General features: G+C 44.3%; 16 protein-coding genes. 11 read left to right on the plus strand and 5 right to left on the minus strand.

Features of this window, described 5'->3' with window-relative positions:
* The first annotated feature begins 1 nt into the window (after window position 1).
* A complete protein-coding gene (locus ACFSRY_RS00695) occupies window positions 2-1,192 on the plus strand; it encodes an NRAMP family divalent metal transporter (protein WP_377502323.1) in 1,191 nt (396 codons plus the stop codon).
* 2 nt (window positions 1,193-1,194) lie between these two features.
* On the opposite strand, the gene ACFSRY_RS00700 is transcribed toward ACFSRY_RS00695, so the two are convergent.
* Both ACFSRY_RS00700 and ACFSRY_RS00705 read right to left on the minus strand, forming a co-directional pair.
* Complete coding sequence (locus ACFSRY_RS00700; protein ID WP_377502326.1) at window positions 1,195-1,656, minus strand: DUF4268 domain-containing protein; 462 nt, start codon at window positions 1,654-1,656, stop codon at window positions 1,195-1,197.
* A 20-nt stretch (window positions 1,657-1,676) separates the two neighbouring features.
* Window positions 1,677-2,255, minus strand: coding sequence for an AraC family transcriptional regulator (locus ACFSRY_RS00705; RefSeq protein ID WP_377502329.1), 579 nt, complete (start codon window positions 2,253-2,255; stop codon window positions 1,677-1,679).
* Between the two features lie 352 nt (window positions 2,256-2,607).
* Here ACFSRY_RS00705 and ACFSRY_RS00710 point away from each other — a divergent pair, with 352 nt between their 5' ends.
* From ACFSRY_RS00710 to ACFSRY_RS00720, 3 genes are all read left to right on the plus strand, one after another.
* On the plus strand, window positions 2,608-4,794 hold the full coding sequence (locus ACFSRY_RS00710; RefSeq protein ID WP_377502332.1) for a PAS domain S-box protein: 2,187 nt from the start codon (window positions 2,608-2,610) through the stop codon (window positions 4,792-4,794).
* Window positions 4,787-5,185 (plus strand): response regulator, encoded by a 399-nt coding sequence (locus ACFSRY_RS00715; protein ID WP_377502335.1) that lies wholly within the window; start codon window positions 4,787-4,789, stop codon window positions 5,183-5,185. Before ACFSRY_RS00710 ends, ACFSRY_RS00715 begins: the two co-directional genes overlap by 8 nt.
* A gap of 177 nt (window positions 5,186-5,362) precedes the next feature.
* The gene (locus ACFSRY_RS00720) at window positions 5,363-6,805 is read left to right on the plus strand and encodes a M48 family metalloprotease (RefSeq protein ID WP_377502338.1); all 1,443 of its coding nucleotides are present in this window, start codon (window positions 5,363-5,365) and stop codon (window positions 6,803-6,805) included.
* A gap of 100 nt (window positions 6,806-6,905) precedes the next feature.
* Here ACFSRY_RS00720 and ACFSRY_RS00725 read toward each other — a convergent pair whose 3' ends face one another.
* Window positions 6,906-7,343 (minus strand): nucleoside deaminase, encoded by a 438-nt coding sequence (locus ACFSRY_RS00725; protein ID WP_377502341.1) that lies wholly within the window; start codon window positions 7,341-7,343, stop codon window positions 6,906-6,908.
* A 133-nt stretch (window positions 7,344-7,476) separates the two neighbouring features.
* Between ACFSRY_RS00725 and ACFSRY_RS00730 the strand changes: the two genes are divergently transcribed.
* The gene (locus ACFSRY_RS00730) at window positions 7,477-8,751 is read left to right on the plus strand and encodes a metal-dependent hydrolase family protein (protein WP_377502344.1); all 1,275 of its coding nucleotides are present in this window, start codon (window positions 7,477-7,479) and stop codon (window positions 8,749-8,751) included.
* A 3-nt stretch (window positions 8,752-8,754) separates the two neighbouring features.
* Here ACFSRY_RS00730 and ACFSRY_RS00735 read toward each other — a convergent pair whose 3' ends face one another.
* Window positions 8,755-9,678: a mechanosensitive ion channel family protein gene (locus ACFSRY_RS00735; protein ID WP_377502347.1), complete on the minus strand. Its 924-nt coding sequence runs from the start codon at window positions 9,676-9,678 to the stop codon at window positions 8,755-8,757.
* An 87-nt stretch (window positions 9,679-9,765) separates the two neighbouring features.
* Window positions 9,766-11,046, minus strand: a complete 1,281-nt coding sequence (locus ACFSRY_RS00740) for a hypothetical protein (RefSeq protein WP_377502350.1) — start codon at window positions 11,044-11,046, stop codon at window positions 9,766-9,768.
* A 295-nt stretch (window positions 11,047-11,341) separates the two neighbouring features.
* Between ACFSRY_RS00740 and ACFSRY_RS00745 the strand changes: the two genes are divergently transcribed.
* The 6 genes from ACFSRY_RS00745 (at window position 11,342) to nuoE (ending at window position 15,869) form a co-directional block, all read left to right on the plus strand.
* A complete protein-coding gene (locus ACFSRY_RS00745; protein ID WP_377502353.1) occupies window positions 11,342-11,773 on the plus strand; it encodes a CBS domain-containing protein in 432 nt (143 codons plus the stop codon).
* 110 nt (window positions 11,774-11,883) lie between these two features.
* Complete coding sequence (locus ACFSRY_RS00750; RefSeq protein WP_377502356.1) at window positions 11,884-12,294, plus strand: NADH-quinone oxidoreductase subunit A; 411 nt, start codon at window positions 11,884-11,886, stop codon at window positions 12,292-12,294.
* Between the two features lie 78 nt (window positions 12,295-12,372).
* Window positions 12,373-13,011, plus strand: a complete 639-nt coding sequence (locus tag ACFSRY_RS00755; protein WP_377502359.1) for an NADH-quinone oxidoreductase subunit B — start codon at window positions 12,373-12,375, stop codon at window positions 13,009-13,011.
* 41 nt (window positions 13,012-13,052) lie between these two features.
* Window positions 13,053-13,349 (plus strand): DUF4242 domain-containing protein, encoded by a 297-nt coding sequence (locus tag ACFSRY_RS00760; RefSeq protein ID WP_377502362.1) that lies wholly within the window; start codon window positions 13,053-13,055, stop codon window positions 13,347-13,349.
* 195 nt (window positions 13,350-13,544) lie between these two features.
* Window positions 13,545-15,296 carry an NADH-quinone oxidoreductase subunit C/D gene (nuoC, locus tag ACFSRY_RS00765; protein ID WP_377502365.1) on the plus strand — a complete coding sequence of 584 codons (1,752 nt, stop codon included), beginning with the start codon at window positions 13,545-13,547 and terminating at the stop codon, window positions 15,294-15,296.
* 108 nt (window positions 15,297-15,404) lie between these two features.
* The gene (gene nuoE / locus ACFSRY_RS00770; protein WP_377502368.1) at window positions 15,405-15,869 is read left to right on the plus strand and encodes an NADH-quinone oxidoreductase subunit NuoE; all 465 of its coding nucleotides are present in this window, start codon (window positions 15,405-15,407) and stop codon (window positions 15,867-15,869) included.
* Window positions 15,870-15,879 lie beyond the last annotated feature (10 nt).

The following is a 15,879-nucleotide window of genomic DNA, read 5'->3' on the forward strand; positions in this document are numbered from 1 at the left end:
CATGCTGAAACACAAAAACTGGGGAGTACTGCTTGGTGCTGCCTTTTTGATGGCTACCTCTGCGGTTGGCCCTGGCTTCCTGACACAGACTACTGTTTTTACCCAGACCTTGGGCGCTAGCTTTGGCTTTGTCATCCTTTGTTCCATTATCCTGGACATTGGCGCGCAATTAAATGTGTGGCGGGTAATTGCCATTTCAGAGAGCCGGGCTCAGGACATTGCAAATAAAGTTTTACCTGGGTTGGGCTTCTTTATTTCTCTTTTGATTGTGCTAGGCGGTTTTGCTTTTAACATAGGAAATGTTGGTGGGGCCGGCCTTGGCATGAATGTGCTCTTTGGCATAACTCCGGAGACAGGAGCGGTCATTGCAGCCTCAGCTGCCATTCTGATATTCCTGGTGCGGGAGGCAAAGAAAGTTATGGATCGTTTTGCTCAACTCATGGGCTTTCTGATGATCGCATTGATGGTGTACGTGGCAATAACCTCTGCTCCTCCCCTTGCTGAAGCCGCCATTAAAACCTTACTCCCTGAAGAAATTGACATAACTGCAATCATCACTTTAGTAGGTGGAACAGTAGGTGGGTATATTACTTTTGCCGGAGGGCATCGCTTGTTAGACGCCGGTATAAAAGGAAGGGACTCCTTACCGCAAGTTAACAGCAGTGCGGTTTCTGGTATCACCATTGCCTCTGTTATTCGCATTTTCCTGTTTCTGGCAGCTTTAGGAGTGGTTAGTAAAGGGATGGTTCTGGATGAAAGCAACCCACCCGCCTCTGTTTTTCAACTCGCAGCAGGTGATATTGGATATAAGATGTTCGGGGTTGTTATGCTCTCTGCAGCGATCACTTCTGTAATCGGGTCAGCCTATACATCGGTATCCTTCATCAAGTCGTTTCACAGCAGCATCGAAAAGTATGAGAATTGGGCAATAATCCTGTTCATCGTAATTTCCACAGCTATTTTTGTAACTATAGGCCGTCCGGTGCACCTGCTCATTCTGGCTGGGGCACTTAACGGATTAATACTGCCCATTACACTTGGTACCATGCTGGTGGCAGCTTATAACCGGAAAGTAGTTGGTGACTATAAGCACCCGATCTTGCTAACTATTTTTGGGTCTCTTGTAGTGCTGGTAATGGCTTGGTTAGGTGGGTATACGTTGGTGCAACAATTACCTGCTTTGTTTGAATAGCTTCAACGGAGCGCATCAAAACTGTACTGAGCACCGCTCCAGAAATCATCGAGGGCAATGATCCGGGGCTTGAAGAAAGAAATCAAGGTGGGCCAGTCATCCTTTTTAAAAATGCTCACGCCACTGATCTCCCTGTAAATTCTGCTGATGGTTTTGCCGAATTCGTCTGAAGTATGTAGTTCCCACTCCCACTCTTCTCCCACATACTCATGCAACAGGCTTTTTAGCTCAAGAAACTGTTCAAAAAACAGTTCCTGTATATCCGGGTCCGGATGCGTAAGTTCAATTCCAATGGTAGCTACCTTTTTATCGGCATGCATGCGGAAGCTTACGTCTTTCAATCCAGTTTTATAGTTTACCCAGTTGATCTTTGATCCTTCAGAAGACGGGTAGGGTGCAAGGTACTGGCCAAAAGTTGTCCAGAAAGCTTGTCTCAGCTGCGAAGCCTCTTCTCTTGTATACATCCCGTAGTTTTATCTTCTGCCTACTCGTGTACTTTATCAATAGTTTTACGCTTTTCCTCTTTTACCTCCTTAAAGTGAGTGGGTGTTAAGCCGGTAACTTTCTTAAACTGGTTAGAGAGATGCGCGACACTGCTATACCCTAACTTATGGGCTATTTCTTTTAAGCTCAGTTCATTATAAACCAAAAGCTCTTTTACACGCTCAATGCGTTGCAGAATGAGGTACTTTTCAATAGTAATACCCTCAAAAGATGAGAACAGAGAACTAAGGTAATGGTAATCCTGCCCAATCTTTTCTGCAAGGTAATCGGATGTGTTGACATGCAGGTCTGCCTCCCCCTGTTGGTGGATGAGTTCAATAATAGCCAGCTTTACCTGCTCAATAAGTTTTGTCTTTCGGTCATCGAGTAGATCAAAACCGTTATCAGTCATTACTTCTTTGATTTTCTCTAATTCAATTTCCTTTGCTTCTGTGGTAATTTCCGCCTCCCCTAGCCCTACATGCAGTACTGTATAGCCGAGCTTGTTTAATTCTTCTGCCACTACCTTTTTACAGCGGTCGCATACCATATTCTTAATATAAAGCTTAGTTGTAGCCATTTTACTTTCCTTAAATGTAAAACCAGAACAGAAGAAAAAATGCTTCTCTAATTCTACACAAAAATAAGAACTTGTACTAGTAAATCCTGACCTAAGTCATACACTTCCTTATCACTTTTGTACTTTTTTAACATGTAGCCATTTTCATTTCAATGTTCACGGAATAACCCATTAAATTTTCAAACCAGATGCTTGATTATAAGCAACATTGTGTAAATTCGGAAAATTTTCCTCAAACGAAGCACTGAAAAAAAGGAAGTTGCAGTTATAAAGCTGCTCCTGGAAAGCAGTTTTTTTCGCGATCATAGGCTAACTAAACTGTCTTGTTGGTTAGATTAATATAATTTTATTTATGAGTCTTTTGTCTCCTTCTTTTTATAAGCATCTGTTGAGCAACAGTACAGACCTCCTTTCTGTAATGGATGAAAACGGGAAATTCAGGTTTTTGGGAGATTCCATAAGATCAATACTTGGCTATGATCCGGAAGAACTGGTAGGCAAAAGCGTATTGGATTTTATACACGCTGAAGACTTACCGATTGCCTTAGATTCTCTCAGGAAGGTTTTAGGCGAAGATAAAATGCAGGTCCCTCCTATCCGCTTTAAGTCAAAGCACAAAGGCTGGCGCTGGTTGTCTTGCACAGGAACAAACTTTTTACATGACCCTGATATAGCAGGTATCATTACCAATTCAAGAGACATAACTGAAACAGTTGAAGCAGAGTCAGAAAAAGATCTTCACCAGGCATATTATATTTCTCTTTTTCAGGAACACCCCGATGCCGTATTTTCTATAGACAGGAATGGGTACTTCAGAACAATAAATAAAAACTTTGCAATCATTACAGGTTACTCAGCAAAGGAAACGCTTCATCAGCATTTTCTGAAGGTAATACAACCGGATGAAGCGGCCATCGCCAAAGCTGCATTTGACCTGACCCTTACGGGGGAAACCTTTAGCAACGAAATCAGGATACGTGATGCAAGAGGAAACAAAAGGCTTCTGAACTTATCGCTTTTACCTGTTTATATAAATGGAAGAGTTGAAGCGGTACAAGGAATCGCAAAAGACATAACCGAACTAAAGAGGTCGCAGCGACTAATAAAGGAACAGGCAAAGCAGTTAAGTAATCTGGTGGAAAGTATAACTGAGCCATTTTTTGCTTTGAACTCGGAATGGCGCTTCACTTACGTAAACAAAGCTTTTTGCTCCTTTGTCGGGGAGAACTGCGACTACTTTATAGGTCGTATAGTATGGGATGTATTTAAAGGTATCGAAAGTTCTAAATTCTATAGTAAATGCCACGAAGTTGCTGAAACAAATAATACCCAGTACTTTGAAGAGAACTATGCCCTGAACAAAGACCTGACCCTGAGGTTTAGTATTTTCCCATCAGATGGAGGTATTGCTGTGCATTTCATTGATTCTACGGCACAGATTGCCATACAGCGTGAACTGGAAAAGCTGTCGCTAGTTGCCAGCAAAACTAGCAATGGAGTTGTAATCATGGATGCAACCGGGAAAATCGAATGGGTAAATGATGGCTTTACAAGGCTTACCGGATTTGGAAAAGAGGAGGCTTTAGGAAAAATACCCAGCAGTTTCCTGCAAGGAAGAGACACAGACCCTCTCACCTCTCTGAGGGTAGCAGAAGGCTATAAAAATCAAAGGTACTTTTCTGAAGAGATTGTTAATTACCGCAAATGCGGAGAAAAATATTGGGTCAAGGTAGATGTTAGTCCAATTAAGAATGCTACAGGAGACTTGATCAACTATATTGCCATCCAAACTGATATAACAGAAAAGAAAAAGGCTGAAGCTAACCAGCTAAAGTTGACAGACGACCTGTACAAGCATAACCTGAATTTGCAGCAGTTTACGTACATGGTTTCTCATAACCTGAGAGCTCCGGTAGCCAACGCTCTTGGTTTATCCGGACTCGTGAAAAAACTTGACAAAGAGGCACCGCAGTTCGCAACAGCGCTCGACAAGCTGCATACTTCTATCTCGCAGCTTGATGGCGTGATCAAAGACATAAATAGTATTCTTAGTGCGCGTGATGCTGACAAATCACTGCCGCGTGAGCCTGTTAATCTTAATAAGATAATTCAGGAGGTACTGGATAGTTTTGTGGATGAACTTGATGAAAAAGAAGCATCTGTAAACCTGCAGGTAGACGGTTCTTTCGAGATGACATCTAATCGGGCCTACCTGTACAGCATTATGTACAACCTTGTATCTAACGCTATCAAATACAAAGCAACTAATCGGCAATTCGAACTGAATATATCAGTCATCAAAGATGAACGCGGATTCGTCATTTCCGTAACTGACAATGGTCTGGGCATGGATATGCAACTTGTACAAAGTCAGCTTTTCCAGTTATATAAGCGTTTCCATCCAAATACTCATGGTAAAGGTGTAGGTCTTTTCTTGGTTAAAACTCAGGTAGAGGCAATTGGAGGCAAAATAGAAGTGGAAAGTGCGCCAGACAAGGGAACAACCTTCAAACTTTTGCTTGGAGCTAAGCATGTATAACAAAGTCCATATTATAGATGATGATGAGATCAGCATATTCCTGACTGAGACGATTCTGGATGTGGAGAACTTTTCGAAAGAGTTTAAAGGGTTTCTCTCCGCACAGGATGCCCTGGAAGAGTTAGTTTTGACCCTGGAAACAAAACAATATCAGAACCTCCCCGATCTACTCTTCCTGGACCTGAACATGCCCTTTATGTCGGGCTGGGACCTGCTTGACGCCCTCTCTCCTTATGAGCAGGACCTTCAGAACAAATGCCGCATCTTCATTCTAACTTCATCAGTCGATGCTGTGGAGTTAAAAAGGGCAGAACAATATAAACTAGTTGCCGGTTTTCTTCAGAAACCACTGGAAGAGGATGCTCTGGAGAAAATCAGGAAAATGGTTTAGTAGCGTTTCCTTCTATTCAATACTTTTATTCCAGGTTTATACTTCCTTGCAAACTATTAAAAACCTCCACTAACTTCTATTTGCAACCTATACCCATTCCAGACGTTGCTAATGTAATATAGCTTTTCTGAGATTTGTAGAAATAGTAGAATAGCTGATGTACTAATCGATTAAATTATGAAAAAATATATGATTGCCTGCTTAATGGCAGGTGTAATGACAGTATTTAATTCCTGTTCCAAAAATCCGGTAACAGGTAAGCGGGAGGTATCCTTCGTGTCTGAAGAACAGGAAATTGCCATGGGGCAGCAGGCAGATCCTGAAATTGTGGCACATTTCGGACTCTATGAAGATCCTACGCTTCAGCGCTTCATCGAAGCAAAAGGACAGAAAATGGCAGCGATCTCGCACCGAAGCAATCTGAACTATAGCTTTAAAATTGTTGACTCACCGGTAATAAATGCCTTTGCTGTACCTGGTGGATATGTATATTTCACCCGCGGTATCATGGCTTATTTTAATAATGAAGCCGAGTTTGCTGGGGTTCTAGGTCATGAAATAGGACATATAACCGCCCGTCACTCTGTTCAGCAACAAAGCAAGGCTATGCTGGCACAACTGGGGCTGATCGTAGGAATGGTAGTTTCCCCTGAGTTTGCACAATTTGCAGATATTGCCCAGCAAGGCGTAGGTATCCTGTTCCTGAAGTTTGGACGTGAGGCAGAACGAGAGTCAGACAGGCTTGGTGTCGAATATTCTACTAAGATTGGTTATGACGCACAGGAAATGGCAGAGTTCTTTTTGACATTACAAAGAACAAGTGCAGAAGCGGGAGCACAACCTGTTCCAACGTTTTTATCAACTCACCCGTCTCCGGAAGACCGTTTGGTAAGAGTTACGGAGTTAGCAGAAGAGTGGAAACAAAAGTTAGGGCTCGTCACTCCTGAAGTAGGCCGTAACTCATACCTGAAAATGATAGACGGGATGATTTTCGGAGAAGATCCAAAGCAAGGCTTCCATGAAAATAATATTTTCTATCATCCAGTGCTGAAGTTTAAATTCCAGACTCCTGTTAACTGGGCTTTCCAGAATACACCGCAGCAGGTTAGCATGGCAGATAAAGATGGAAAAGCCATGATGACGCTGACGCTGGTACCCGGAGCAAACCTGCAGGAAGCCGCTCAGCAGGTAATGCAGAAGTATAAGCTAGAGCCTGTGGAAAGCAAAGATGTAACAGTGAATGGTTTGCCAGCATTGGCCGTAATAGCAGACCAGCAACAACAACAGGGAACAATCCGAACGATGACATACCTGATCCAATACGGGGGTAACATATACAGCATGATGGGAATCACTTCGGCTGCAAGATTCAATGAGTATGCAAACCTGTTCCTAAATGTTATGCAAAGCTTCAGTACGCTAACAGATCCCGAAAAGCTAAACAGAAAACCAGAACGCATACAGATAAAACCTGTTAAGCAAACCACTACCCTTGCAAGGGCGCTACAATCCTATAATGTAAGCAATGAAAGACTAGAGGAAATGGCTATTCTCAATGGCATGAACTTACAGGACCGTGTGGAACAGGGAATGTTGATTAAAGTAGTAGTAAGAGGATAGATTACAATAACACAAAAAAAGGGCCGCTAAATTTTAGCGGCCCTTTTTTGTCATCTTGCTAAACTAAAACAGAAGTAGCAGAAATGTGTTTTCTAGCGTATTACACACCAATGTCTTCATTCCATAGTTCAGGTTTCTCCTGTATAAACTTTTGCATTAATTGATAACACTCCTTATCATCTGCAACCACTACCTCTACTCCTTTTGTACGAAGTAGTTCTTCCTCACCCATAAATGTTTTGTTTTCTCCGATTACCACTTTAGGTATACCATAAAGTAGTATAGTGCCGGAGCACATGGAGCAAGGCGACAGAGTAGTATAGATGGTACACTCACGATATACAGCAGCCGGCTGACGTCCTGCATTTTCAAGAGCATCCATCTCTCCGTGCAAAACAACACTTCCCTCCTGTACCCGTTTGTTATGACCACGGCCAATGATTTTACCTTTATGAACTAACACAGAACCGATGGGGATACCACCTTCTGCATAACCCTTTTTTGCTTCATCTATTGCTGCCTGTAAAAATTCATTCATGGCTAAATGATTGTTTTAATTTTTTTGCGCTACTTCCAAAAAGAAAAATCAAACTACACAGAGCAAAGGAGTCTTTGGCTTTAGTATTTTTAGTAATTTCTTTTACTTTAAATTTAGACAAACTTATCAGAAAATGCATTACCACAAAACATTTTTACTGTTACTCGCCTTTTTCCTTGCTCAATGGGGCTTTTCCCAGAAAACAGGTAAAAGCACTTATTTCCTCCTTAAGCCGGACAGAGTTTTTGATGGTGAAAAGATGCAGGAGGGCTGGCAGGTGTTGGTACACAATGATAGGATAGAAAGTGTGGGTATACTTAAAAACGTACCTCCAACTGCAGTTATAGTTAACCTGAAAGGCACCACCCTGATGCCCGGGCTTATAGAAGGCCATAGCCACCTCTTTCTCCATCCCTATAATGAAACGCCCTGGAATGACCAGGTGCTGAAGGAATCCAGCGTTGAGCGTATCGCCAGAGCTACCAATCATGCCCGTGCAACATTGATGGCTGGCTTTACCACTGTGCGGGACCTTGGGACTGAGGGTGCTGGCTATGATGATGTAGGGCTCAAGCAAGCAATTGAAAAAGGGGTAATAATAGGTCCGCGTATGCTAGTTGCTACGAGGGCGATTGTTGCATCGGGTAGCTACGGACCAAAGGAATTAAGTTATGAGATTGAAACTCCTACAGGAGCAGCTGTGGCAGATGGAACCGACAACCTCATTCGTGAAGTTCGAACACAAATAGGAAAAGGCGCCGATATCATCAAAGTATATGCAGATTACCGTTGGGGTGCAAATGGTGAAGCACAACCTACGTTTACACTGGAAGAATTAAAGACAATCGTAGAAGTGGCAAACAGCAGCGGCAGACCAGTGGTTGCACATGCTTCTACGCCGGAAGGTATGCGCAGGGCTACACTGGCAGGTGTGGCAACTATCGAGCATGGCGATAATGCCACACCGGAGATTTACCGCCTTATGAAGAAACACAACGTAGCCCTATGCCCTACCCTGGCCGCAGGTGATGCCATAGCGCAATACAGAGGCTGGAACAAGGGATCAGAGGCTGAACCAGACCGCATCCGGGAAAAGCGAAAGAGTTTTGCCGCAGCCCTCGAAGCTGGTGTAAAAATTTGTATGGGAGGTGATGCAGGTGTTTTCACGCACGGTGATAATGCACGAGAGATGATTATGATGGCAGAATACGGTATGAAGCCTGTGGAGGTATTGCAAGCCGCCACTTCTGTAAATGCAGATGTCTTTAAGGTCGCAGACAAAATAGGGAGGGTAAAACCAGGTTTGCTGGCTGATCTGGTAGCTGTGGAGGGAAACCCCGCTGAAGACATTGCACTGGTGAAGAAAGTAAAACTAGTTATGAAAGACGGCAAAATCTACAGGCAATAGCCTTTAAGTGACTGTTCCTGGCCGCTGCATCTCCTGCCCCTCAGAAGAATGGTAGAATCGTGTAGTGGGGTAAGCAAAATGTATGTCGGAAGTTGTTGCAAAAGCAGCTAATACATCTTCCCAGATGTCATGCTCACTTTGCCTGCGGCGCATGATACTACATAAGTACCGCATAGTTAGTCTTACCCCATTTTCACGAACATCGGTATACACCTGCGGGTCAAAGTTTTCATAAAAGATAAGGTGCTGCTGCGATCTTTGCTTTACCTGCTGTAAGGCCTGTTCAGACAACTTTTCTGTGTGGCGGTTCACAACCTCAGCAAGCATCGCTTTAGCCCGGTTCCAGTTACTTTCGAAAGTAATGGTAACAGAAACTTCATTCCAAATAAAAGGAAAGCCATAGTTATAGTTAGCCTGCGGTTCTGAGAATAGCCGTCCGTTCGGAACATTGATAACACGCCCTGTGGGTTGATCTGCGTCTACCCACCCCCTGATCTCATTTAAGGAAAACTGGAAAAGCCTTATGTCTATTACATCTCCAGCATAGGTTCCTATCTGTACTCTGTCTCCTATCCGGAAAGGTCTTTTCCAGATGATAAGAAACCAGCCTGCCATATTCAGCACTGGCTCCCGTAGCGCCAGTACTAGTCCGGCGGATAGCAGACCCAAAAAGGTTGCGATAGATCGTAATCCGCCAAACCATACGTTTACCAGCAGTATAATGCCAATACCCGTAATGATATAGTTTGTAAACTTTCGCCACTGGTACTTTTTTATAATGTCTTTTTCACGCTTGAAAGCAACAGCCAGAATAAGAGTACTCAGTAGCCAGAGCCCTGCCACTACGGCTAATGTTAAAAGCAGGTGCTCATAAAACTCCGCGGTAACTCCGCTAGCATTTTCAAGCCATTGTGTAACTCTGCGCATACCCTACCCTTACGCGGAATAAATCGGGTAAGGTTTATTCCTGCAGCAGGTGTTGCGCACTAAAGCAACAAATCTCAGCCCTTTTGCTCAATGCCATTTCTCCATGTGATGAGCATGGGTTCTAAGATAGGAGCCAGGTTTATAGAACTTATCATAAAAGTCCAGGTCCAGGTGGTGGGCCTGCAGGTACAAAAGCGTAAAGATGGAGGGAACAGTTGCGGGGAATTTACCAAATGTATCATACAGGTATTGGGCCTGCATAGCAACGCATTCCCTAAAGCGCTCATCGTGCACCTGGGCGGCTCCCCTTACTTTAGAAGTTTCTTTCCAGGGCCCTGGCGTTGCTTCGTTAAACGGGCCTCCGGAGCCAAACTTTCTGTCGCACACTGCCTCCACAGCTGCGCGCATGTCAGGATAGTGTGGTGGGCAAAAGCCTTCCATCACCCCTTCCAGCCCGGTTGGGTTAGGATAGGGCCAGTTCTCATTAGTGTCATACCTGAAGCCAAGTCCAGGGACTTCAGGGTTGCCGCTCGCCCCCAGTAGGCAAAATAAATCAATGCCATTATACATCCAACCCCCTAAACCCATCGCCTGTAACATAAGTGTGCCGGCATAGCAACCTGTTGAAAGCTCTGCAGTTACTTCAGCTAAACTCAACTGCTCTACAAAGGAGATGTTCCAGGTATTAGTGGTGTCCACTATGTCCTTATATTTCTCAATACCAGGTATCGGACGCTTATTTATATCATCGGTTAATACTAATCCGTTTTGCAGCATGTAGCAGATAGCAAGCAACACGTGTTGCGCCAGGTCCGCTACGGGAATAACCAGTAAAGTTCCCGGTTTATTTGCTACCCACGTGTTATGCGCCTCAACATACGGAACCTCAGAAGGTAGCTTTAGTCTGCCATTCTGTATCTTTCTGACACTGCCCTTTAGAGCGTCTACAACAGCATCTAGATCCAAAGAACCGTCGTCAGCTCTTTCTGCCGATGCTGGTGCATCCCGGTTTTCAAGCAAATAAACACCATCATCGTCTGTAAAAAAGGTTTTGCTGGTATGAAAGCCTGCAGCCGACGGAAAAGTTCGTCCTCCTGCCGCCGCCGCGTAGTTTGAGAGGTGTGGTGCATAGCGTTGTCCCCGGTATATCAGATGGTTCCAGCCGGTATTCCCTCCGCATGCTGTTACAACTAACAACTTCTCCAACTCTGATAACGGAACCACTTCATGCCCTGATTTATGCGCAAAGACTCCATCCGGGATTTCAGCTCCCATAAAAAAACGGCGTGAACGGCGCCCCAGCAGTGCTTCTACCAAACCGAAGCCTAACATGTCCTGGAAACCTGGAGGTAGAGAAGTCTTTTCCATAGTGGTATCTTTTATTGTTCTTTTGTGTACTTAAATAGCCTTATTCTGATCAAGTTTTAACTAGGTAAATCTTACTCTTTAATAAAATTTGATGCTTACCAATATTTCCGTTCTGCTGCCTTGACTTTAGCTATAACCACTTATTTATCAAAGACTAACGCTAATTACACTTTATAAGGGTCATTTATAGCTTATAAAAAGTATATTTCTTCTATTTTTTTGCCTTTTTTTTCAAACCATCGTATACACAATAAATTTTTGAAACTCATTATTTACTCATTAACAGGAGGTTGACATGGGAACAGTAAGAAACATACTCCAAACAAAAGGAAACAAAATTTTCTCTGTCAGCCCCAACGATACTGTCTTCAGCGCATTAGAGAAAATGGTTGAAGAAAACATAGGTGCTCTTCTTGTGCTGGATAATGGAAAGTTTGTTGGCATTTTCACTGAAACGGATTATGCCAGGAAAGTAATTTTAAGAGGCAAGGCTTCCAAAGAAACACAGATCAGAGAAATAATGAGTGAGCGGCCGGTAACTGTCACCCCGGATACGACCATGGAAGAATGCATGGCGCTCATGACCTCCAAATACATACGCCACTTACCAGTCTTCGAAGGCAATAACCTAATCGGGATAATCTCCATCGGCGACATTGTAAAATATATTATCGACGAGCAAAAATTCATTATCGAGAATCTCGAGCATTACATTACCGGATCCTGATAGCTAAACGAGCTAAACGGGCCTGAAAGGAATACCTTACTTTTTGTTTTTCATCGAATTAATATTCGCACGGAGGCGGAGTGTCTATGTATGCTTCAAACGAAAATAGTGTGCTCTTATGGCCCTTGGTCGTATATGGCGCCATTGTACTGAGCCTTGTTGTGCTCATACTTGGGTTATCATATGTGCTGGGTCAACGGACGAATGAACGTGCGACGGGTCAACCCTACGAAGGCGGTATCTTAAGCGCTGGTTCCGCCCGCCTGCGCTTCTCTTCTCAATTCTATTTAGTGGCAATGCTGTTTGTGATCTTCGACGTAGAGACGGTCTTTATATTATCCTGGGCTATAGCTTTTCGCGAACTGGGCTGGTACGGGTACATAGGAGTTGTAGTGTTTATTGGCCTTCTCCTTGTTGTTCTGGTGTATGAATGGCGGAATGGCGCCTTAGACTTTGGTCCTGACGGCAAGAAGATACTGAAAGCTTATAAGAAACTGTATCAGAATCCCAGGGCTGATTAAAAAGAACAGCTCAGTTGGAATTGTAAATGCCCAGACGAGTGATCCGGGATAAGTAAGCAACTTAATATCTAATAGCCTATGAAATGGTGGCTAAGTAAACCAGACGCCCCTGCTAATACAATAAAAGGCACCGGTTCCTACGAAGAGGCTGTGCAGCAAAGCATTATGCTAAGTACGGTTCAGGACCTGCTGGCCTGGGGCCGCAAAAACTCCATGTGGCCTTTTCACTTTGGCTTATCCTGCTGCTTTGTAGAGATGGCCACAAGCATGACGCCTAAATATGATGTAGCCCGTTTTGGGGCGGAAGTAATTAGGGGCACTCCACGCGAGGCAGACGTTATGATCATAGCTGGAACGGTTTTTATCAAAATGGCTCCTATCATAAAGAGATTACACGAACAGATGATGGAACCGAAATGGGTTATCTCTATGGGTTCCTGTGCTAACTCAGGCGGGATGTACGACATCTACAGTGTGGTGCAGGGGGTTGATAAATTTTTACCGGTTGATGTTTATGTACCGGGCTGTCCTCCCCGACCTGACGCTTTTATGGAAGGTTTAATGCTTTTGGCTGAAGGCGTAGGCAAAGAAAAGCGTCCTTTGACTTGGACGATTGGTGAACAAGGAGTGATCAGGCCGGAGAAGATAGAAGTAAAAGCTCGCAAGCGCGAAAGATGGGACACCATGACAGAGTTCCGGTCGCCGGATGAAGTATAGCAGTCTTAAAAATAAAACGTCCACTTTAACATCTTACCAATATGCCAAAATATGTTATCGAGCGGGAAATTCCCGGTGCTGGCAAACTAACGGCCGAACAACTAAAGAACATTTCTCAAACTTCCTGTGGGGTGCTAAATAACATGGGTCCTCAAATACAGTGGATACAAAGTTATGTGACAGGAGACAAAGTTTATTGCGTTTACATAGCGCCAAATGAAGAAATGGTAAGAGAGCATGCAAAACAGGGTGGTTTCCCGGCAAACTCAGTGAGTGAGGTAAAAGCAGTTATTGACCCAACTACAGCCGAGCCTGTTGCGGAAAAAGAACTGGCTTAACTCCTGCCGCTTCCGATAGCTTTTATAATCACTGCCTGTGATTGGACAATAGAATAAAAATCGGGCAAAAGCCAGTGCTGCTAACCTGAAGTAATAACAAATATAATTTTAGATTGAAATAGTAAACACGCAAAAGTACAATACTAGCTTACAATGAGTTAACGACAAATAGGTATTCATTTTTCATTCCTCCTTATGGAAAATAGTAGCAGCACACTTATCGAACTGCATTCGCGGTTTGGGGAAGACACGTTTACGCAGCAAAGCACAAAGGATGAAATCCTCACCCTTTGGCTGCCATGCAATAAACTTAAGGAGGTGCTCACCTTCCTGAAGTCATCTGTTCAAAAACCGTTTCGGATGCTCTACGATCTGGCTGCTATTGATGAAAGAACCCGCAACAAGAAAGATAACGGCTATCCTTCTGCAGCCTTTACACTTGTTTACCACCTGTTTTCCTTTGAAAGAAATGAATTCATAAGGTTAAAAGTGGCCTTGGCAGATGAATTTCCTTCTGCACCCAGCATAACTAATGTATGGGTTAACGCCAACTGGTATGAGCGTGAAATCTATGACATGTTCGGGATCAAGTTCGACGGACATCCGCACCTTTCACGTATTCTGATGCCCCGCACCTGGGTAGGGCACCCTCTAAGAAAGGAACATCCGGCAAGGGCCACTGAAATGGGGCCTTTCCAACTATACGACGACAAGATAGACCTGGAGCAAGCTGCCCTGCAGTTTAAACCAGAGGAATGGGGACTGGAGCGCCAGAGCGAGGACAGCGACTTTATGTTTCTAAATATAGGGCCTCAGCATCCAGGTACGCATGGCGTACTCCGGATCATTCTTCAACTAGATGGAGAAGACATTGTAGACGCTATTCCGGATATAGGTTTCCACCATCGTGGTGCTGAGAAAATGGGTGAAAGGCAGACCTGGCACACCTACATACCTTATACCGACAGGGTGGATTATTTGGGAGGTGTGATGAATAACCTGGCCTACCTCCTTTCTGTCGAAAAACTGGCAGGCATAGAAGTACCTGAGCGCGTTAAAGTAATCCGTGTAATGCTGTGCGAGTTCTTCCGCATCGCCAGCCATCTTGTATGGTACGGCACTTTTGCACAGGATTTAGGGCAGCTTTCCCCTGTTTTTTACATGTTCTCCGATCGAGAGCGCGTGTTCAATGTAATAGAGGCTGTCTGTGGCGGACGCATGCACCCAAACTGGTTCAGGATTGGTGGGGTGGCCCAGGACTTACCAGTAGGATGGGAGAAACTGGTGCAGGATTTTATAGACTATTTTCCTAAGAGGCTGAAAGAGTATGACAGTATGGTAATGAAGAACAGCCTGTTCAAAGCACGCACCATAGGTATTGGCATATTTACTTTAGATGAAGCGATTGAATGGGGTGTTACTGGTCCTGGGTTACGGGCTTGTGGCATGGAGTGGGATTTCAGGAAAAAACGCCCTTACTCCGGCTATGAAATGTTTGACTTTGACATTCCTACTGCCACAAACGGTGACTGCTATGATCGGGCCGTGGTACGCGTGGAGGAAATGCGCCAGAGCCTGCGCATCATAGAACAGTGCCTGAAGAATATGCCTGCAGGACCTTATAAAGCAGATCATCCGCTCACAACCCCTCCGGTTAAGAAACACACCATGCATGACATAGAAACCCTTATCACGCACTTCCTGGGTGTTAGCTGGGGACCTGTGATACCGGCTGGTGAGGCCATGAGTTGCATTGAGGCTACCAAAGGTGCTAATGGTTACTACCTGACCAGTGATGGGAATACTTCCCCTTACAGGGTGCGTATCCGGACTCCCTCCTTCCCGCACATGCAAATGCTGCCTTACATCAGCAAAGGCTACACTGTAGCCGACATGTTGTCCATATTAGGAGCCATGGATTATGTGTTGGCTGATATTGACCGGTAAGGTAAACGGAGATTGAAAATGAATAATATGGTACAGGTTGGCGCAGTATAAAGTACGCGCCATTTGTACCCCCAACTATAGTAAACAACTTGTACTTACGTGTTGACTATGCTTACAACAGAGGAAATACAACAAATTGATCATGAGATTTCTCTCGTGCCAGTCCGGAAGGCGGCTTGTATAGAAGCACTTAAGGTAGTGCAGAAACAACGGGGCTGGGTGTCTGACGACACGCTGAAGGCAGTAGCGGATTACATGGAGATGTCTCCGGCTGAGCTGGACAGCGTAGCCACCTTCTATAATCTCATTTTTCGGCAGCCTGTTGGAAGGCACGTGATCCTGGTATGTGATAGCATCAGTTGCTGGGTAATGGGCTACGAAAACCTGAAAGAGCACCTAACGCAAAAGCTTGGAATACAATACGGACAGACCACGCCGGACGGGAAGTTTACCATACTTCCCAATGTTTGCCTTGGGTGTTGCGACCACGCCCCAGCCCTTATGGTAGACAATGACTTATACCACGATGTCACACCTGACAAAATAAACGCATTACTTGAAAAATACGCCTGAAAAAGCAATG

It is taken from the genome of Pontibacter locisalis (assembly GCF_042684605.1).
In the GTDB taxonomy this organism is placed as follows: Bacteria; Bacteroidota; Bacteroidia; order Cytophagales; family Hymenobacteraceae; genus Pontibacter; species Pontibacter locisalis.

Coding starts and splice junctions, on each gene's coding strand:
- ACFSRY_RS00755 (WP_377502359.1), top strand. CDS start 12,373: ATGAAATGGTGGCTAAGTAAACCAGACGCCCCTGCTAATACAATAAAA.
- ACFSRY_RS00695 (WP_377502323.1), top strand. CDS start 2: ATGCTGAAACACAAAAACTGGGGAGTACTGCTTGGTGCTGCCTTTTTG.
- nuoE (WP_377502368.1), top strand. CDS start 15,405: ATGCTTACAACAGAGGAAATACAACAAATTGATCATGAGATTTCTCTC.
- ACFSRY_RS00720 (WP_377502338.1), top strand. CDS start 5,363: ATGAAAAAATATATGATTGCCTGCTTAATGGCAGGTGTAATGACAGTA.
- ACFSRY_RS00710 (WP_377502332.1), top strand. CDS start 2,608: ATGAGTCTTTTGTCTCCTTCTTTTTATAAGCATCTGTTGAGCAACAGT.
- nuoC (WP_377502365.1), top strand. CDS start 13,545: ATGGAAAATAGTAGCAGCACACTTATCGAACTGCATTCGCGGTTTGGG.
- ACFSRY_RS00725 (WP_377502341.1), bottom strand. CDS start 7,343: ATGAATGAATTTTTACAGGCAGCAATAGATGAAGCAAAAAAGGGTTAT.
- ACFSRY_RS00730 (WP_377502344.1), top strand. CDS start 7,477: ATGCATTACCACAAAACATTTTTACTGTTACTCGCCTTTTTCCTTGCT.
- ACFSRY_RS00735 (WP_377502347.1), bottom strand. CDS start 9,678: ATGCGCAGAGTTACACAATGGCTTGAAAATGCTAGCGGAGTTACCGCG.
- ACFSRY_RS00760 (WP_377502362.1), top strand. CDS start 13,053: ATGCCAAAATATGTTATCGAGCGGGAAATTCCCGGTGCTGGCAAACTA.
- ACFSRY_RS00705 (WP_377502329.1), bottom strand. CDS start 2,255: ATGGCTACAACTAAGCTTTATATTAAGAATATGGTATGCGACCGCTGT.
- ACFSRY_RS00715 (WP_377502335.1), top strand. CDS start 4,787: ATGTATAACAAAGTCCATATTATAGATGATGATGAGATCAGCATATTC.
- ACFSRY_RS00700 (WP_377502326.1), bottom strand. CDS start 1,656: ATGTATACAAGAGAAGAGGCTTCGCAGCTGAGACAAGCTTTCTGGACA.
- ACFSRY_RS00740 (WP_377502350.1), bottom strand. CDS start 11,046: ATGGAAAAGACTTCTCTACCTCCAGGTTTCCAGGACATGTTAGGCTTC.
- ACFSRY_RS00745 (WP_377502353.1), top strand. CDS start 11,342: ATGGGAACAGTAAGAAACATACTCCAAACAAAAGGAAACAAAATTTTC.